This is a genomic window from Erythrobacter litoralis (assembly GCF_029760855.1).
GTDB classification, from domain to species: domain Bacteria; phylum Pseudomonadota; class Alphaproteobacteria; order Sphingomonadales; family Sphingomonadaceae; genus Qipengyuania; species Qipengyuania litoralis_A.
On record NZ_SOSI01000004.1, the window covers coordinates 223,636 to 242,198 of the forward strand.

At 62.4% G+C, this 18,563-nt stretch carries 19 protein-coding genes and 1 tRNA gene; 16 read left to right on the top strand and 4 right to left on the bottom strand.

Translation table 11 applies throughout. The annotated features are described in order from the left end of the window. Positions 1-366: 366 nt before the first annotated feature. A tRNA-Arg gene (locus tag E3U23_RS09385) sits at positions 367-443 on the bottom strand. A gap of 102 nt (positions 444-545) precedes the next feature. Between E3U23_RS09385 and E3U23_RS09390 the strand changes: the two genes are divergently transcribed. The 9 genes from E3U23_RS09390 (at position 546) to E3U23_RS09430 (ending at position 9,065) form a co-directional block, all read left to right on the top strand. Then, complete coding sequence (locus E3U23_RS09390; RefSeq protein WP_279350984.1) at positions 546-944, top strand: hypothetical protein; 399 nt, start codon at positions 546-548, stop codon at positions 942-944. Positions 945-1,004: 60 nt separating this feature from the next. Beyond that, a complete protein-coding gene (locus E3U23_RS09395) occupies positions 1,005-1,508 on the top strand; it encodes an MmcB family DNA repair protein (RefSeq protein ID WP_279350985.1) in 504 nt (167 codons plus the stop codon). Positions 1,509-1,576: 68 nt separating this feature from the next. Next, a complete protein-coding gene (locus E3U23_RS09400; protein ID WP_279350986.1) occupies positions 1,577-2,293 on the top strand; it encodes a sterol desaturase family protein in 717 nt (238 codons plus the stop codon). Further along, positions 2,290-2,754 (top strand): DUF2141 domain-containing protein, encoded by a 465-nt coding sequence (locus E3U23_RS09405; RefSeq protein ID WP_279350987.1) that lies wholly within the window; start codon positions 2,290-2,292, stop codon positions 2,752-2,754. Before E3U23_RS09400 ends, E3U23_RS09405 begins: the two co-directional genes overlap by 4 nt. 106 nt (positions 2,755-2,860) lie before the next feature. Next, on the top strand, positions 2,861-4,801 hold the full coding sequence (locus E3U23_RS14350; protein WP_431732675.1) for a PAS domain-containing protein: 1,941 nt from the start codon (positions 2,861-2,863) through the stop codon (positions 4,799-4,801). 49 nt (positions 4,802-4,850) lie between these two features. Beyond that, positions 4,851-5,987, top strand: a complete 1,137-nt coding sequence (locus E3U23_RS09415; protein WP_279350988.1) for an App1 family protein — start codon at positions 4,851-4,853, stop codon at positions 5,985-5,987. A gap of 14 nt (positions 5,988-6,001) precedes the next feature. After that, complete coding sequence (locus E3U23_RS09420; protein WP_279350989.1) at positions 6,002-7,384, top strand: M48 family metalloprotease; 1,383 nt, start codon at positions 6,002-6,004, stop codon at positions 7,382-7,384. Beyond that, positions 7,369-8,088 (top strand): DsbA family protein, encoded by a 720-nt coding sequence (locus E3U23_RS09425; RefSeq protein ID WP_279350990.1) that lies wholly within the window; start codon positions 7,369-7,371, stop codon positions 8,086-8,088. The genes E3U23_RS09420 and E3U23_RS09425 overlap by 16 nt, the downstream gene beginning before the upstream one ends. Next, positions 8,085-9,065 carry a hypothetical protein gene (locus tag E3U23_RS09430; protein ID WP_279350991.1) on the top strand — a complete coding sequence of 327 codons (981 nt, stop codon included), beginning with the start codon at positions 8,085-8,087 and terminating at the stop codon, positions 9,063-9,065. Before E3U23_RS09425 ends, E3U23_RS09430 begins: the two co-directional genes overlap by 4 nt. A 1-nt stretch (position 9,066) precedes the next feature. Here E3U23_RS09430 and E3U23_RS09435 read toward each other — a convergent pair whose 3' ends face one another. Beyond that, complete coding sequence (locus tag E3U23_RS09435; protein ID WP_279350992.1) at positions 9,067-9,684, bottom strand: HD domain-containing protein; 618 nt, start codon at positions 9,682-9,684, stop codon at positions 9,067-9,069. A 71-nt stretch (positions 9,685-9,755) separates the two neighbouring features. On the opposite strand from E3U23_RS09435, the gene E3U23_RS09440 reads away from it, so the two are divergent. The 5 genes from E3U23_RS09440 (at position 9,756) to E3U23_RS09460 (ending at position 13,746) form a co-directional block, all read left to right on the top strand. Beyond that, the gene (locus E3U23_RS09440; protein WP_279350993.1) at positions 9,756-10,973 is read left to right on the top strand and encodes a sensor histidine kinase; all 1,218 of its coding nucleotides are present in this window, start codon (positions 9,756-9,758) and stop codon (positions 10,971-10,973) included. After that, entirely contained in the window at positions 10,970-11,767 is a 798-nt protein-coding gene (locus tag E3U23_RS09445; protein ID WP_279350994.1) for a LytR/AlgR family response regulator transcription factor, read from the top strand. Before E3U23_RS09440 ends, E3U23_RS09445 begins: the two co-directional genes overlap by 4 nt. A 208-nt stretch (positions 11,768-11,975) precedes the next feature. Next, positions 11,976-12,509, top strand: a complete 534-nt coding sequence (locus E3U23_RS09450; protein ID WP_279350995.1) for a CarD family transcriptional regulator — start codon at positions 11,976-11,978, stop codon at positions 12,507-12,509. 126 nt (positions 12,510-12,635) lie between these two features. After that, on the top strand, positions 12,636-13,364 hold the full coding sequence (locus E3U23_RS09455) for a head GIN domain-containing protein (protein ID WP_279350996.1): 729 nt from the start codon (positions 12,636-12,638) through the stop codon (positions 13,362-13,364). Positions 13,365-13,413: 49 nt separating this feature from the next. Beyond that, a complete protein-coding gene (locus tag E3U23_RS09460; protein WP_279350997.1) occupies positions 13,414-13,746 on the top strand; it encodes a hypothetical protein in 333 nt (110 codons plus the stop codon). Here the strand turns inward: E3U23_RS09460 and E3U23_RS09465 are convergent. Then, positions 13,740-14,708: an L-threonylcarbamoyladenylate synthase gene (locus tag E3U23_RS09465; RefSeq protein ID WP_279350998.1), complete on the bottom strand. Its 969-nt coding sequence runs from the start codon at positions 14,706-14,708 to the stop codon at positions 13,740-13,742. The two genes, E3U23_RS09460 and E3U23_RS09465, sit on opposite strands and share 7 nt — an antisense overlap. A gap of 47 nt (positions 14,709-14,755) precedes the next feature. Between E3U23_RS09465 and E3U23_RS09470 the strand changes: the two genes are divergently transcribed. Next, the gene (locus E3U23_RS09470) at positions 14,756-16,498 is read left to right on the top strand and encodes an acyl-CoA dehydrogenase (protein WP_279350999.1); all 1,743 of its coding nucleotides are present in this window, start codon (positions 14,756-14,758) and stop codon (positions 16,496-16,498) included. Between the two features lie 3 nt (positions 16,499-16,501). Here E3U23_RS09470 and E3U23_RS09475 read toward each other — a convergent pair whose 3' ends face one another. Continuing rightward, positions 16,502-17,956 (bottom strand): PQQ-dependent sugar dehydrogenase, encoded by a 1,455-nt coding sequence (locus tag E3U23_RS09475; protein WP_279351000.1) that lies wholly within the window; start codon positions 17,954-17,956, stop codon positions 16,502-16,504. 76 nt (positions 17,957-18,032) lie between these two features. Between E3U23_RS09475 and E3U23_RS09480 the strand changes: the two genes are divergently transcribed. Continuing rightward, entirely contained in the window at positions 18,033-18,515 is a 483-nt protein-coding gene (locus tag E3U23_RS09480) for a GAF domain-containing protein (protein ID WP_279351001.1), read from the top strand. Positions 18,516-18,563 lie beyond the last annotated feature (48 nt).

The window sequence follows — 18,563 nt, forward strand, 5'->3', positions numbered from 1 at the left end:
GCATTCCACGGATCGGGTATCCTCGCCATCGCGGCGCGTCTGTAGCCGCCGCTTGTGCGCGGCGGCTAGACTATTTTGCATGCGATACCTGCCAGCTTACGTGCGAACATGAGGGCATCTTCGATCTGCTGATTACGATGCGCGCGTCGAAAGCTCTAAATCGTACCCACTTAGGATCACACTTTCGCGAGATAACAGGCCCAAATCTCGGTCTGCCCGCAAGAGCGTATCGGCCGGTACTAGCCCGGTTATCGGGTCGGCGAGCAGGATCGATAGCCCGATCAATTGTATCGAAGCAGTACCCAGAAATAAGCCGATAGCGGCAAACGTCCGTCGTTCGCCCAACCGCTCAGGTCTTCGAAAATATGGCGCACCCGACAGGATTCGAACCTGTGGCCTCTGCCTTCGGAGGGCAGCGCTCTATCCAGCTGAGCTACGGGTGCGTTGCCGGGGTCGCTTAGCAAGGGCGGCGGGGCTCTGCCAGCGCAAAGTGTTTGCGGGGCGTTAGCGGTTTCGCAACCTGCCGTCCGGTATCGTGGTCCCTTATGAACGCACTGAGCCATTCTTTCGACCGGGATACCGCGGCAACGTTGCCGAGCTACGGTCCCGTCGCCATCGAAGACCTTGATGCCCTGCGCAAGCAATGGTCCGCCCTGCACGAGGCGGCGGCTGCGGTGTGCGACATCGCCAGGATCGCGCGGTTTGAACCAGTCGAATCCGTACTGAGCTTGCCGGAACGAGCGGAGGCCGTGGGCGGCGAACGCTACCGGATGGTGCGGGAAGGTGTGGGCGATCTCGTCGCCATCATGCAGCCGGGCATGCGCGCGCTTCTTGCCGTTTCTGCTGAGGATAAAGAGACGAGAGCGCCTGCGGTCGTCTTAATCGAGGAATTTCACGCGGCGCGTGATGCGATCCTTTCGCTGGTCGACGTCGACGACGAATGACCGCCGATTTTCGCCTCTAGCAGGCTTGACCGTGTTCTCGTCATGTTCCAACGTTCGGACATGACAGACGCAGCCCGGATCGAATCGCAGCCCATCGAAGACATGGCACTCGGTGCTACTGAAGTGGCCCGGGGTATTCGCCGCCTGTTCGCTCGAAACGACGTGTGGTGCCTCGCCGAAATGCCGCTGCGCAACGGGCGGCGGGCCGATCTCATGGGGGTCGATAGCAAGGGTCGGATCATCATCGTCGAGATCAAGGTGCAGCGGGGCGATCTGCTCGGCGACGGGAAGTGGCCCGACTATCTCGATTTCTGCGACCGGTTCTATTGGGGCGTTCCCCCCGGGCTCGATCGCTCGCCACTGGAGGGGGACGGCTATCGCCCCGATTGTTGCGGGATCATCGTCGCTGATGGTTACGATGGGGAAATCGTGCGTCCTGCCCCGCTCCATCCGCTTGCTGCGGCCCGGCGCAAGACCGAGGTCGAGCGGCTGTCGCGCGCAGCACTGCGCCGATTGACGGTCGCCGCCGACGCGCATTGCGCGCCGTGGGGCACGGCGGAATGATTTTGTACCGCCACCCCATGCGCTGACCCTATCGACTCCTTCCGAAATCGGGCAAGAGGCGGTCTGCAATGGACCTTGCCATCATCCTTTCGGCTGCAAGCATGACTCTCGTCGTCGCCCTGCGCTATCTCGCTGCCAGCGGGGCGTTCGCCTGGCTGACTGGACGGCGCAAACCGGGCTATCATGGTGCGCTCGGCCCGCAGATCCGGCGCGAGATCGGGTGGTCGCTGCTGTCTGCCGCGATTTACGGCATCCCGGCGGGGCTGGTCTACTGGGCGTGGCAGGAGAGGGGCGCGACCCTGCTCTATACGAATTGGCGCGCCTATCCTCTTTGGTATCTGCCGCTGGCGCCCATCCTGTACTTGCTGATTCACGATACGTGGTTCTACTGGACCCATCGCCTGATGCATCGGCCGAGCTGGTTCCGAAGAATGCATGCGGTCCACCATGCGAGCCGACCGCCGACGGCATGGGCGGCGATGAGTTTTCATCCGTGGGAAGCGATTACCGGCGCGATCGTCATTCCCCTGCTGGTGTTCGTCGTTCCGATTCATGTCGCAATACTCGGCCTCGTTCTCCTGCTTATGACGATCATGGGGGTCACCAATCACATGGGCTGGGAGATGTTTCCGCGCCGGCTGGTTCACTCCGCGTTAGGAGGATGGGTGATAACGGCAAGCCATCACCAGCGGCACCATGAAAAGTATCGCTGCAATTACGGTCTGTATTTCCGCCATTGGGACAGGCTGTGCGGAACCGACGAGGGGCTGAGCGAAGCGATATGACGATTGGACGATTGGGACTGGTCCTGCTTCCGGTAATCGCGGCGAGCGCAGGCGGCGCCGCGCCGCAAAGTCCGGGCTTCTCCGGTCATACCGTTTCGGTAACGATTACCGATCTTCGTAATTCGGACGGCGTCGTGCGCGCTTGCATGACCAGCCGCGAGGATAAGTTTCCGAAATGCCGCGGCGTGGCAACGGCCTATTCCGCTGTAATCCGGCCGCGAACGAACCAAGTCGTCGTCACCTTCGATGACGTGGCACCCGGGCGTTATGCGATCGCGCTGCTTCATGACGAGAACGGCAATGGCAAAGCCGATCGCGCGTTGGGCATGATGCCGAAGGAAGGTTTCGGCTTTTCCCGCGACGCACCGGTGCGGATGGGACCGCCGAAATTCGGCGACGCGGCGTTCGATCTCGACCGCACCGATAAGGCGATGCAGATCCGCATGCGCTACATGATGTAGCTTCCGCCCCATCCCCTTCAGCTCCGCACGTTAACCTTAACCCTATTTTTACTACGCGGCGGGCATACGCCAACTTCGATAGTTTCTCGAAGGGGCAGACATTCAGATGGACAGGCTAGGCGGCGCATTCGGATCGCTCGAACCGGTAGGCGACGGTCACGAATTCGAAGACGGCTACACCGATGACGACCCGCCCTCGCCCGTTGGGCAGGACGAGCGACGTATGCAGGTGCGTGCCTATAATCACTGGGCCAGCCTGCTGGGCGACGGTACCCTTCCCGATATCGAGGATCTGGAGCCCGAGCGGCTCGACGATTTCGGCCCCTATTCCGTCCTGCTCGATTTCTCGACGGGGATCGAAAACCCCGCTGTCCGCTTCATCGGCAGCGAACTGCGCAAGGAATGCGATGCGACCGGGATCATAGACCGATTGTCGGATGTCCCGGCACGCTCGCTCCTCAGCCGGATTACCGATCATTACATGCAGATCCTTGCCAATCAGGCGCCGATCGGCTTCGAGGCGGAATACGAGAACCAGCGCGGATGCAGCGTGATGTATCGCGGCATACTGCTGCCCTATTCCAGCGACGACGAAACGATCGACTTTATATTCGGTGTCATAAACTGGAGAGAGGCCGCGGACGCGAAAACGGCGGACGAACTCCTGCTCGAGATCGACCAATCGCTCGGCGAAGAGACCGATACAAGTTTCGACGGTCCGAACGATGTGTCGATGATTACGCTCGATCCGTCCGATATTTTGCCCGCCGATCCGGCGAGCGAGCCGCTGCCGGAAACCGGCGGCTCCTATGACGAGGTCCTAGACCTGTCGGCCGGGAACGTCGTCTCGATGCACGGTCCGGGCGCGTTACCGACGCCGCAATTCGGCGGCGCCTCGGCGGAATTCCGGTATGCGGACGCCGCGGAGCATGAAACGCCCCTCGCGCGCCGCGCACGCGGGTTCGATGCGCTTGGCAATCCTATCGGTGAAGCGCTGAGTGACGAACCCGGCGCCAACGACCACTTTGCCGTCGAAGATCACTCTGCCGACGGGGATGGCTACGATAGCGGCATGAAAACCGCCGCCGATTACGGCCTGCCCGAATGGGACGACGAAGGGGAGGATGAAGACGTCGACGGCCTGATCGATCCGCTGGCCGACGAGGAGCAACAAAGCAGCCTCATGTCGCTGGTCAGCCGCGGCGAGAAGATGAAGAAGGCGGTCGATCTCGGCGCGTTTGAAATGTTGTCTTCGGATACGTCCGACGACGAAGAATCTTCCATTCCGCAGAACACCGAAGAGCACGATCCGTGGGCGGAAGCCCGGGCGAATTTCGATGCATTCGAAGAGGACCATTCCGAATCCGCCGAAGCGGACGACGACATCGCGGCAGACACGTCCGCCCAGTCGGACGCCGATCACGAAAGCAGAGCGTCGGCCGGACTTCACGATTGTCTCGCGCAGGCTCGCGAACTCGCGCAGGCTGCGCAGACGACCGAGGATCGCAGCCGCAAGACGCTGTATGCCGCCGTGGGCCGGGCCTACGATTTCAGCCTCGAAGCTGTAGAGGATGCTGAGGGCTTCCAGGAAATCATGGCCGATAACGGTCTGACGATGCAGGACCGCGCGCCGATGACGCCGGTGGTCAAGCTCGTCTTCGGATCGGACTACGACAAGACGCGGCTTACCGAATATGCCGCCGTGCTTAGCCATGCCCACCGCGTCGGCGTGGCACGCGGCGCGCTCGGTTCCTTCCTGCGCGATGCCGAGGGGGGTCTCAAGGGCATCGTTCAGGCTGAACGGCGGGCTCGCAAGGAAGAGCAGGGCAAACCGATTGAGGAAACGGGCGAGACGATCCGCGAGAAGCTGGCGCGCAAATTGCGCAAGCTAGGCGGATTCGACTTCTCGGCGCTTGGAACGACCGGGCCGGAATTCGCACTGGTGATGGTGCGCCGAACCGACGATGGCCGCCTGATCGTGATCGGCGAGCTTCCGGAGGACCGGGCCGCTCTCGAAAAGGCGGGGCGCGCGCTTCTGGCGAAATAGGAAAAGCCGGGCTTGCCGCCACCCGTCTTCGCTCGCTAGCGCGGGGGACATGCCGTTCTTCCCGACCGCCCCCGTCCGCGTGCAGCCCTATTTCGGCTATCGCAATCGCGACCGCCTCTATCTGACCGCGCGTGCCTTAAGGTCGCGTTCCTCGGCCTTCGCCAAGCAAGGCCGGTGGCGCGCGGTCCGCACGATGATGGCGCAGTTCGCTAGCCACGAAGTGCCTCATCTGTCGGTCGATCTCGAAATCGTTTCACCCGGAAGCACCTCCTATCGACACAACGGGAGGACCGATGACGAGGGGTATGTGCATTTCGACATCCCGCTCGAAGGCGAGTGGCCTTACGAGGCGGAGCCTGCTTGGGAAACCGTAACGCTGTCGTGGCGCAATTCGGAGGGCGCTCGATCGGTCGATGCCCATGTTCTAACGCCCGGCACGGATACCGCGCTCGGCGTTATTTCCGACATCGACGATACGATCATCGAGACGGGGATCACCGGTAATTTGCGGGCGGTAATGCGCAATTGGCGGCGGGTCGTGATGCAGATGCCCGAAGAGCGCATCCTCGTGCCCGGTGCCGACGTATTCTATTCCGCACTCGGCGGCGGGGAGCCGCAGGCCGCGGGCGAAGGCCATGCGGGGGCACACCAGCGCGCGTCGCACCGGCCGTTCTTCTACGTTTCGTCCAGCCCCTGGAACCTGTTCTCCTATCTGGTCACCTACATGAAGGGTCGCGGCATACCGCTCGGCCCGATCATGCTGCGCGACTGGGGGCTCAACCGGGATACGTTCGGATCCGGCAGTCATGGTGCGCATAAGCGCGCGGCGATCGATCGCATCCTCGCAACCTATCCCGAGATGAAGTTCGCCTTGATCGGAGACGATTCGCAAGGCGACCTGACGGCATTCGGCGAGGTCGCCCTCGCCCATCCCGGGCGGGTACGCGCAATTTTCATCCGCAAGGTGGGCGAGGCGATGTCGGCGGGCGAACGAGCCGCCGAGGCCGCCATCGAAAGCGCGGACATCCCGCTCTGGATCGGGGAGGGCTATGCTGAAACGCGCGACTTCCTCGGATCGATCGGACTGCTCGGCGACGGGGAAGCGGAAAAGATACTCGACAGCGCAGATGCGAAGGACTCGACGGTCGACGAGGTTTCAGTTCCGGTTCAGGGCCAGAACGGCTAGAGCTACGCCCCGCCATGCGCATCTTTGCCCATCTGCTCGCCTTTATTGCCGCCCTGTCGCTCGGCATCACGCCGGCGATGGCGCAATCGGTGTTGCGCGATGCGGAAACCGAGGCATTCCTCAACGATATTTCGGCCCCGCTCGCCGAGGCGGCAGGGCTGGAAGCCGGCAATCTCGATGTCATCCTGATCAACGATCCGTCGATCAATGCCTTCGTCGCCGGCGGCCAGGCGGTCTACATCCATAGCGGCCTGATCGATGCAGCGGACAGCGCGAACGAGGTTCAGGGCGTCATCGCGCACGAAATCGGACACATCACCGGCGGGCACGTGATCCGCTCGGGCGAAGGGTATGCGCAGGCGAGCAAGATTTCGCTGCTGTCCCTGCTTGCGGGTGTCGGAGCCGCCTTGGCTGGCGCAGGCGAAGCGGCGATGGGCGTGATCATGGCCGGGCAAAGCACGGCGATGAGCCGACTGCTCGCCTTCAGCCGTACGCAGGAAGCCTCTGCCGATGCGGCCGGGGCCAAATACCTTTCGGATGCCGGAATTTCAGGACGCGGATCGCTCGCGTTCTTCGGCAAGCTGCTGAACCAGGAATTCCGCCTCGGCATTTCGCAGGACGATGAAGCCGGGTTCTGGCGCACTCACCCCCTTTCGGGTGACCGTATCTCCACGCTTCGCGAGACATACGAGGCCGATCCTGCATGGGATACGCCCAGCGATCCCGCGATCGAAGCACGTTTCCTGCGCGTGAAAGCAAAGCTGCAGGGCTATGTCGCCAAGCCCGCCCACACGCTGCGCGATTATCCCGAAACGGTGAAGACCGTGCCGGCCCTCTATGCGCGCGCCTATGCTTATCACAAGAATGCGGAGATGGACCGCGCGCTCGCGGCAGCCGACGCGTTGCTCGCGAAGGATCCGGACGATCCCTATTTCCTCGAGCTCAAAGGTCAGGTCCTCTTGGAATCGGGACGTGCGACCGAAGCGCTTGAGCCATTGCGCGAAGCGACACGCCTTTCACGCGCCGAGCCCCTAATCGCGGCCCTATTTGGCCATGCCCTGATCGCAACGGAAGACAAGGCACATTATGAAGAGGCCGAGCAGGTCCTGCGTGCCGCTGTCGGACGGGACCGGTACAATCCCTTCGCATGGTATCAGCTCGGCGTCGTATATGCGGCGCGCGGTGATACGCCGCGGGCGCGGTTGGCGAGTGCAGAGCAGCAGGTCATGAGCGGGGATTATTTCACGGCCATGCGCAGTGCGCAGGCGGCGGAAGCCGGTCTGCCGACCGGTTCGGTCGACTGGCTGCGCGCGCAAGACGTCTCGCTTCAGGCTCGTGCCTTGCTGGCGCGCAAATGCCAGGCGGAGCGCAACGAACGCGAATGCCGCGGCATCTGACGAAGGATTGGACGATAGTTAGGTATCTTCTGACAGCGATCGTCGCGCTCGTTGCCGGCTTTGGCGGCGCGGCACTCTGGTCGATGACCGGGATGGCCAACGCCGGAACCCGCGAATATCTCGTCGCCAATCCCGACATACTCCCGGAAATGGCGGAGGCCTATCAACGCGGTCAGGCTCAGGAGCGGCTCGCCGCGATCGGTCCTGAGGCCGAGGCGGCCTTCCCGGGTGCGGTTCTGGGGAATCCCAACGGTTCGAAAACCTTGGTCAAATTTTCCGATTATGCCTGCTCCTATTGCCGACTGAGCGTGGCCGAGGTGGAAAAACTGATCGCGGAAAATCCCGACCTCAAAGTCGTGCTACGCGAATGGCCGATTTTTCAGGGCAGCGAAGAAGCCGCCCGCATGGGCCTCGCCGCGGCGCAACAGGGCAAGTATGACGCGTTCTATCACGCGATGTTCGAACTCGGTCCGCCAAATGCTCAGTCGATCGCCGCCGCGGCGCAGCGCGCTGGACTGGACATGGAAGCCGCAACGGCATTCGCAGCGTCCGAACAGGTGACCGCCGAACTGGCGAAGAACCAGGCGCTTGCTGGCCAACTCGGCTTCAGCGGTACGCCGAGCTGGATCGTCGAAGGCGAGGTCGTGGAAGGCTATGTCGATCACGACCGGCTCGCACGATTGCTCGAAGGCGAGGCAACTTGAAGAAGCTGGCCCCGGCTTTCCTTCTACTAAGCATTGCACTTCCCGAAGCTGCCGCAGCGCAGGACGCGGCGCATGAATTCCAGGCTCTCGAACAAACGCTTTTCACCGCGGGTACAAGGCTGGCGACCGCAAACGCCCCCTTCTGCGACGATGTACAGCAGACGGCGGGCTTCATGCTTCACGACGCCGCAGCTTACGGCGAGCCGGCCGCCATCCGCGCATCGCTCGGCCTCACCGGCGATATCGCAATTCAGGCGGTAGCGCCCGGCTCTCTCGCCGATGCGGCCGGAATTGCGCAGAACGACACCGTAGTTACCTTGGACGGTCGCAAGGTCGCCGAAACCTGGCCAGCTACCGATCCCGGATGGCAGCGTGCGGAAGCGCTCCGGTCCTATGTCGCCGCTGCGCTCGCGGCGGGATCACTTGCGGTCGAGGTAACCAAGCCCGACGGAACGCCCCTCGAAACGATGCTCGAAGGCATGCCGGCCTGTGCTTCCCGGTACGAAGTGCTCGACGGATCGGACGACGCGTGGGCCGATGGCGAGCGGGTGGCATTCGGCCGCAAGTGGGCCGCCTTCGGGTATGACGAACATGCGTTCGCCGCCTCGGTCGCACACGAACTGGCGCATAATATCCTATCCCATGTCCCGCGGCTCGAGACGGTGGACCGTAAGCGCAAGCTCGTCCGTATTTCGGAGCGGGATGCGGATCGCATGATGCCGTGGCTGCTATGGAATGCGGGGTACGATCCCGCCGGAGCCGTCCGCTGGATGTCGCAATGGGGGCCGCGCTTCGGCTTTTTGACGCGCAAGCGCACCCACGATGCCTGGGACGAACGCGTCGCTGCTATCGAAGCAGAAATAGCCACCATGAACGCGCTGATTGCGCAGGAGGGTTGGCAGCCAGGCGAAGCCGATTGGAAATCCAACTTCGCCTTCGAACTGGATGCCGCGCTCGAAGCGGAGCACGGCGGCTAAGCTACGCCGCTTCGTCCTCGGTCGCTTTCGCATACATGGACGCAAGCGGCTTCGCCATCACCCGGCGCACCATCGGCTCGAAGAACTCCAGGCTCTCGCTTTCGTAATCCGGATCGAACGCCGCCTGATCGTATTTCTCGCAAAACTCGCGGCAGGCTTCGAAATGCGGGTGACCTTCGAACTTGTCGCGAACGTGCCGGTCCATTCCAAGGTGGTGAAAATAATAATAGCCCTGGAAGGCGCCGTGGTTCTGGCAGATCCAGTGAATCTCTTCGGTGACGAACGGCTTGATGATCGATGCGGCCACTTCGGGATGGTTGTAGCTGCCCAGCGTATCGCCGATATCGTGCAGCAGCGCCATGACGACATATTGTTCGTCCCGCCCGTCGCGATGGGCGCGGGTCGCGGTCTGGAGCGAGTGTTCCAGCCGGCAGACAGGGAAGCCGCCGAAATCGCCATCAAGCAGCTTGAGGTGATCGAGAACGCGGTCCGGCAGGCCTTTTGCAAAAGCCCGGTATTCGCCGCCGATGATGGCCCAGTCTTCGGCTGTGCCTTCCTTCATTTCGCGAAATTTGGCGCGTTCCAGTGCGGAATGTTCGATGTTTTCCTGAATGCCCATGGGACTCTCTCCTTGCCGCGCATTCTAGCCGCTGGCGCGCGGCCACGCAAATGCGCTAGGGGCGACTTGTCATGGCGATGCTGAACCTGCGCCCCACGCCGTTCTTCGCGAACAAGAACCAGGCGTTCTGGAACCTGCAACTCGCCGGATGGGGCGGCACGGCGATCCTGCGCGCGATGTCGGCCTTTGCCAACGGCCAGTCGCTAGAGGCGCTGATCATCATCGTGATCGCCACCATTACCGGGCTGTCCCTCAGTCTCATTCTTTCGGTCATATATGCCTATCTGATCCGCCAGCGGCCGATCGTTACGTGGAGTAGCACGCTCGTCGTCCTTGCGCTGGCGGTCGGTGCTTTCGCCTTCATCGATAGCTGGGTGCTGCAACTGATCCGTCCGGCGGGGGATGGCGAGTTCATCCGCCTGTTTCTCGGCCTCTACAGCTACGATCTAACCCTGCTCGGCGCATGGTCCGCACTGTATTACGCGATAAATTACTTCCTGAAGGTCGAGCAGCAGGCCGACCGGCTTGAGCGGCTGGAAGCGCAGGCGACCAGCGCACAGCTCGCCATGCTGCGTTACCAGCTCAATCCGCACTTCCTTTTCAATACGCTAAACTCGATCAGCACGCTCGTGCTGCTCAAGCAAACCGAGGCGGCGAACGCGATGTTGACCCGGCTTTCGAGCTTTCTGCGCCATACGCTGGTCACGCAGCCGGGCGGCAAGGTCACGGTCGCGCAGGAAATCGAGACGCTGAAGCTCTATCTCGGGATAGAGAAGATGCGGTTCGAGGAACGGTTGCAGAGCGAATTTCGGGTCGATCCCGATGCCGCCGGGTCGTGCGTGCCATCGATGCTTCTCCAGCCTCTTATCGAGAACGCGATCAAATACGGGGTCAGCCCCCAAGAAGACGGAGCGACGATCAGCCTGGTCGCACAATTGGTCGGCCCGAGACTCCGCATCACGGTGACGGATACCGGGCCGGGCGTGAGCGTGGGCGGTTCGGAAGGCGACCTACCTGCCGTGATGGCCACGCACAAGCGGCGCGATTCGACCGGTGTCGGCCTCGCCAATATTCGCGACAGGTTGGCGCAAGCCTATGGCGACGATCACCGGTTCGAAATTCGCTCGCCCGAAAGCGGCGGGTTCAGCGTGTTGATCGAACTCCCGCATGAGGCCGCCGACAATCCGGACCCGCTCGTCGCAGCAGAGGCGACGCAGCGCGTGAAACAGTCCAGCCCGCCGAGCGTTTCAAGCCAGAACTCCCCTCGGAAGGTAAATCAGACGTCATGACAATCCGCACGATCCTCGTCGACGACGAGAAGCTCGCGATCCAGGGCTTGCAACTTCGCCTCGAACCCTATGACGATGTCGAGATCATCGAAACTTGCCAGAACGGCCGCGAAGCGATCCGCGCGATCAAGACGCAGAAGCCCGATCTCGTCTTCCTCGACATTCAGATGCCTGGTTTCGACGGCTTTTCGGTGGTGCAAGGCGTCATGGAAATCGATCCGCCACTCTTCGTGTTCGTTACTGCGTTCCAAGAACATGCGATCCGCGCCTTCGAGGCCAATGCGGTGAACTATCTCATGAAGCCGGTAGATGAGGACAAGCTCGCCGACACGATCGAACGGGTGCGCCAGCGCCTGTCCGAGAAGAAATCGAGCGACGAGGCCGAGCGCCTGAAGAACGTATTGTCGGAAGTCGCACCGCAGGCGGTCGAAGATTTCGAGGCCGACGAAAGCGATGCCGCGGGCCGCTATGAAAAGCTTATCAATGTAAAGGATCGCGGACAGATCTTCCGCGTCGAAGTCGGCACGATCGAACATATCGAGGCGGCTGGCGATTACATGTGCATCTATACCGGCGACAATTCTCTGATCCTTCGCGAAACCATGAAGGATCTCGAGCGTCGGCTCGATCCGCGCAAGTTCCAACGGGTGCATCGTTCCACCATCGTCAATCTCGACCAGGTGCGGCAGGTCAAACCCCATACCAATGGCGAATGCTTTCTCGTGCTCGACAGCGGCGCGGAGGTGAAGGTTTCGCGCAGCTATCGCGATGTAGTCGCGCGCTTCGTACATTGACACGAAACTTCCAAGATTTCACCGACTCGTAATAATCGAACAGACGTGCTATATGCTTCGTCACTCGCGGTGGTTTGCTCCTGCGAGACGTACGTGTTGAAAGGGCAGGCCTACTCACACACGCTTTGATCGGAAGACCGCGCGTCGGCGGACGCTACCGGATTCCGCGATTACGGGGCCGGGCCACCCGGACGAAAGGATTTATTGCATGGCAACCCAGCCAGACGCCTTCGATGTCGGCGACTACGTTGTTTACCCCAAGCACGGCGTCGGCCGTGTTATCGAACTGCAGAGCGAGGAAATCGCCGGAATGCAGCTCGATCTTTATGTCCTCCGGTTCGAAAAGGAGCGCATGACGCTGCGCGTTCCGGTGAACAAGGTGGAATCCATCGGCATGCGCAAACTTTCCAGCGACAAGACGCTGAAGGAAGCAATGGAGACCCTCAAGGGCAAGCCCAAGGTCAAGCGCACCATGTGGAGCCGCCGCGCGCAGGAATACGAAGCCAAGATCAATTCGGGCGAAATCGTCCTGATCGCGGAAGTCACGCGCGACCTGTTCCGCCCGGACGATCAGCCGGAACAGAGCTATTCGGAACGGCAGATTTTCGAGGCCGCCTCCAGCCGTCTCGCACGCGAACTGGCCGCGATGGAAAAGACCGACGAGCCGACCGCGCTGGAGAAGATTCTCGATGTGCTGCGCGAACACGCGCCCCAGTATTACGAGAACACCGAAGAGGCGTAATTCGCAGCGCATCTTCGATCGTCTTTCAAGAAAGGCCGCTCCGACTAACGGGGCGGCCTTTTTTGTCGGCTTGCGGGGATCGACCGGCTGTATTATGACGCTACGACACATTCGGGGAGTTGGACGATGGTCGGTGTACGCGGTTTGCGCTTTTCGGTTCTCGCAGGGGCGGCGCTGCTCTGCGCATGCGGAGTCAATTCCCATAATTACGGCGGGTCCAGCGGTGTCCCCTTGGCGGAACTCGATCTTGGCGGTCCGGCACCAAGCACGATCAAGCTCGGCGGATCGGACCGGGTCATCGTCACCACGGGCGAGCCTTTCGATATCGAGGTTTCCGGCGACGACGAAGCAGTCGAGGCGCTTCGGTTCGATCTCGACGATGGCTCGCTCGGTATCGGGCGCCGGCCAGGCACATCCGTCGGGACCGCTATCGTTCGCATTAAGACACCTGTAATCGAGCGGCTTGCGCTGGGTGGCTCGGGTCTGCTCGAAGCCGATCGGATGGCAGGCGATACGGCGGTCGACATCGCCGGATCGGGCACGGTTCGCATCGCGCGTATTGAGGGCGAGAAATTTGCGGTGTCCATCGCCGGCAGCGGAGATCTCGACACTGCCGGACAAGTGCGCGAGCTTTCTTTGAAGATCGCCGGATCGGGCGATGCCGCGATGGTGGGTCTCCATGCGGATCGGGCCAACATCTCCATTTCTGGCTCGGGCGATGCGGTATTTGCTTCCGACGGCGAAGTGTCCGCCAGCATTGCAGGTTCGGGAGATGTGCGCGTCGTCGGCAATGCGCGCTGTTCGGTAAGCCGTGCGGGCTCCGGTGATCTGGTGTGTGAACCCGCAGGTAATTAATCGACCGCTCACGATCCTGCGCTACAAGCGCAGATCGGGGAGAGTCGCCATGCGCCGCCGTTCCATCCTGTTAATACCCATCGCCAGCCTGATGCTTTCAGGCTGCCTTGCCAGAACCGTGGTCGATGTCGCCACCCTGCCCGTCCGCGCGGCGAGCAAGGGGGTCGACATGATGACCACCAGTCAATCGGAACGCGACGAGAAGCGTGGGCGCGAATTGCGCGAGCAGGAAGAGCGGCTCGGCAAGCTGGAACGCCAATACGACAACGCGATGGACGATTGCGAGGACGGCAGCCGCCGTGCCTGCAACCGGGCCCAGAACCTCTATGCCGAGATGCAGCAGATCATTCCGACGCTGCCGCGAACGCCGCACACCTACTGATCGGGTGGTGTCGCGGCCCGGCGCAGACGATCGTTGATCGCAATTCCTATCCCTTCGTTCGGGACCGGCGCGACGGCGATGCGTGGTTTCTCTGATGCCGCACCTTCGTGAAGGCAGGCGTAGAGCCGGGCGGCCGCTTCGCTCAGATCTCCGCGGCCGGACAGGGTGCAATCACCGGAGACATCGCCGAAGCCGATCATGAAGTCGTCTGACGCGACTTCGGTGGCGTTCAGGCGGACGGGTTTGCCCGGAGCGTAGTGGCTCGCGAGTTGGCCGGGCGCTTCGATCCGGCCGGAAGGCGGCGCGTTGTCTATCGGACCGTCCCAATAATGACGGTGAAGCGCATCGAGATCGACCGGACCCGGCCGCAGTTGCTCCCAGCTATTGTCACGCCTGACAGCAAGGATCGTCGACTCCAGACCGTTCCTGCATGGTCGCCCATCATCCAGGATAAGCTCAATTCGGCCGGATAGGGTCATCGCGACATGCGCTGCGCTGGTCGGGCTGACAAAACCGCTCCGGTTCGCGGAAGGCGCCGCGAGCGGGAATTCACAGGCCGCCAGCAACGCCTGCATCACCGGATGATCGGGGCAGCGCAGTGCCACAGTGTCCAATCCTGCTGTAACTGCCGCAGTCAAACCTGCTTGCGCCTTGCGCGGCACGACGAGTGTCAAAGGTGCTGGCCAAAAAAGATCCGCCAGCACGTCTGCCGTATGGGGAAGATCGGCAAGCTCCCGAGCCTGTTCCACATCGCGCACATGCACGATCAAAGGATTGAAGCTCGGTCGGTCCTTCGCCTCGTAAATCCGCGCGACCGCCTCATCGCTGTCGGCGCGGGCGGCGAGGCCGTAGACGGTCTCGGTCGGCACTGCGACCAAGCCGCCGTCGCGCAGGATCCGCGCGGCGCGCGCGATGCCATCCGTATCGGCTAAGACAGTTTCCGTAGCGTAGTTGCCGCTCATGCCTTCGCGCTATATCTGCAAGGACGTAAAGCCAAGAGGATTGCCCCGTGACCTACACCCCCGCCACGCAAGACCAACTGCTCGCCATCCGCGTGAATGCCGGCATCGCCGAACTTGCGCAGTCCGAGAAATTCGCTGCCGCAGAGCCCGATATGGTCGAGGCGATCGTGGAAGGGGTCGGCCAGTTTGCCGCAGGGGAGTTCGCCCCGCTCAATCGCGTCGGTGATCTAGAAGGCGCGAAACTGGAAAATGGTGTCGTGCGCCTGCCAGACGGGTTCGAGGAAGCCTATGCCCATTATGTCGAACAGGGCTGGAACGCGATCGCCTCGCCGGGCGAGTTCGGCGGCCAGGACCTGCCCTTCACCCTCGCGTGCAATGTGCTCGAAAACCTCGGCACGGCAAACATGGCGTTCAATCTCCTCCCGATGCTCAGCGTCGGCGCGATCGAGGCGCTCGAACATCATGGCAGCGACGCGCAGCAGCAGACCTATCTGCCCAAGCTGGTAAGCGGCGAATGGTCGGGCACGATGAACCTCACCGAACCGCAAGCGGGGTCCGACGTCGGCGCGCTGCGCACCACCGCCACGCCGATCGAGGACGGCGAGCATGCTGGCAAGTACCGGATCAACGGTCAGAAGATATACATTACCTGGGGCGATCACGAACTGGCGAAGAACATAATCCATCTCGTGCTTGCCCGCCTGCCGGATGCGCCGGAAGGGAGCCGTGGCATCTCGCTCTTCATCGTGCCGAAGTTTCACGTGAAACCGGATGGCGAAGTAGGTGCGCGCAACGATGTGCGTTGCGTCAGCCTTGAGCATAAGCTTGGTATCAATGCCTCGCCCACCTGCGTCATGAGCTATGGCGACAACGACGATTGCATTGGCGAGATTGTCGGCGACCCGCATCGCGGGTTGATGGCGATGTTCACGATGATGAACAACGCGCGAATCAATGTCGGCAATCAGGGCGTGCAGATCGGCGAACGGGCGACCCAGCAGGCAACCGATTACGCGAAGGAGCGCATTCAGTCTGCTCGCGCCGGGTCGAACGACAAGAACCCGGTCGCCATCCTCGAGCATCCCGACGTGCGGCGGATGTTGCTGCGCATGAAGGCGCTTACGCAGGGTGCGCGGGCGCTGCTTTACTACACCGCCGGCCAGACCGATCGCGGTGTACTGGGCGATGCTGCGGCAAAGGCGCGGGGCGAGGTGCTGACGCCGCTGATCAAAGCGTGGGGTACGGATATCGGCATCGAGGTCGCCAGCCTCGGTATTCAGATTCACGGTGGCATGGGCTTCGTCGAGGAAACCGGCGCGGCGCAGCACTGGCGTGATTCGCGCATCGCGCCGATCTATGAAGGCACCAACGGCATCCAGGCGGCCGATCTCGTCACCCGCAAGCTCGGCATGGACAACGGCCAGGCGATCATCGCTTTGATCGAAGACACTGCCCGTGCGGCCGGTGAGGAAGAACCCGAACTGTTCCGCCTCGCTGGCGATTGTGCCGCCGTAGCGCACTGGATGCGCGAACAGGCGAGCCTCGACGACCGGCTGGCGGGATCGGTGCCGTTCTGCACGATGCTGGCCGTCGCAGTGGCGGGCTGGCAATTGCTCGAACAGAAGCGGGCGGTCGAAAGCGGAGATTACCCCGCCGCCGCGAAGAGCAAGCCTGCTATCGTGCGCTTCTTCCTCGACCGCATCGTTCCCGAAGCCTCGGGCCTGAAACATTCGGCAGTCGCCGGCGCGGACGATCTGTACGCGCTGGAAGCGGAGCAACTCATCGCCTGAGCGTTACGGCGCCGTCACCTCGCGCGCATAATCGTCCTCTCCGAATGCCGCTTCCTGGCCGCGCAGTTCACGGCGCGGCGGGAGCCGGTTGCCGGAATTGCGAACGATTGCAGCCGTAGGTTGCGCGCCCGGGGCGATCGCCCGCCAGATGATGCCCGCCGTATCGTCGCTCACCAGCAAGGCACCGTCCCGAGCCCAATCGACCCAGGTCGGACGGCCACGGGTCGTACCATCCCCTGTCAGGAAGCCGGATAGCACAGGAACGGGCCGCCCCGTCGGATTGCCACGCTCGTCGAATGCGACGTATACGACGTCATAGCCCGATGGCGGCTTGCGGTTCCATGAGCCGTGCCGCGCGACGAAAGCGCCGTTGCCGAACCGCTCTCCCATGCGCGCACCCTCGCGGGTGAAGACAAAGCCGAGCGCGGCGACATGAGGGCCGAGCGCATATTCGGGCGTACGGACATAACTGATGTAATCGGGGATAGGATACTCGACGCGGCGGTCGTAATTGTCGCCCCAGTAGACCCACGGCCAGCCATACTGCGCGCCGAGCGGTACATTGGTGAGATAATCGGGTACGAGATCGGAACCGAGCATGTCGCGCTCGTTCACCGTCGTCCACAGCTCGCCCGACCACGGGCTGAAATCGAGGCCGTTGGGATTGCGTAAGCCACCGGCGAACTGACGACGTGTGCCCGTTTCCAAATCGATTTCCCAGATCAGCGCGCGGCCTGCCTCCGCATCCAGGCCGTTATCGCCGATATTGGTATCGGAACCGACCGCCACAAACAGGGAGGCGCCATCGGGCGAAAGTTCTAGATTGCGCATCCAATGGCCGCCCCCGCCGGCAAGGTCGGTGATCTTGCGCGCCGGCCCGCCGACCCGGTTCGCCCCGAGCGCATAGGGAAACGCCAGTACCGCATCGTGGTTCGCAACATAGAGCGTACCGTCCTGCCAGGCGAGGCCGGAAGGAGATGCCAGTCCATGCGCAATAACCTGCCGAATGTCGGCGACCCCGTCTCCGTCGGTGTCGCGCAGCAAGACGACCTGATCAAGCGACGTGCCGGTTGCCCCTGCTTTCCCCATTAGCAGGCCCGCGATCCAGCCGCGAATGCCGCCATCCTCATCGCTTGCCGGAGCGCGAGTCAGCGAGACAAGCACATCGCCATTGGGCAGGGTGTAGATGGTGCGCGGATGCTCCAGCCCCTCGGCAAAGCGGGACACCGTGATGCCCGTGGCGGCCTCGGGGACTTCGCCCGCCGCCCATCCGACCGGCTCCGCGATCTTGACCGTGGGGAAGAGTTCCGCGTCCGGTTCATCGAGCTGGGGGTCGGTGCCCGTCACCTCGTCGATCGGGATCGATGCCGTGTCCCCGCGGGTAAAGAAATATCCGCCTATAGCGACGATCAGGAGGATGACGAGAAGCCAGATGCCAAGCTTTTTCATGGTGCTCATGCCAGACTGGTAAGCGAGGGCGCGTTCGCCCGCAACGTCTCTTGCAACACTGGCGCGGCGCGCTACATCGCCGCCGATGTACGATTTTCGCCCCGCCGATGATACGCCCAAGCCCGAAGCCTACCGCCAGCTCGTCGACGCCGCTTCGGCACTGACGGCGGGCGAACATGACAGCATAGCGAATATGGCGAATGTCGCGGCGTTGCTCTGGGAGTTTTTGCCCGATCTCAACTGGGCGGGCTTCTATCGCATGGTGGACGGCGAACTGGTCCTCGGCCCGTTCCACGGTCGCCCGGCCTGTATCCGCATCCCGCTCGGGCAAGGAGTATGCGGCGCCGCTGCACAGAGCGGCGAGAGCCAGCTGGTTAAAGACGTCCACGCCTTTCCCGGGCATATCGCCTGCGATTCCGCGAGCGCTTCCGAACTCGTCGTCCCGGTGCTTCGCGGTAGCGCGGTCGTCGCGGTCATCGATCTCGACAGCCCGTCGAAGGCGCGCTTCGATAGCGAGGACCGGGCGGGGATCGAGGCATTGGCGAAGGCGATCGCCGACAGGATCTAATCCGACGCAGATTGGCGCTTAGCACCGCTTAGCGCGATCTTAACCGTG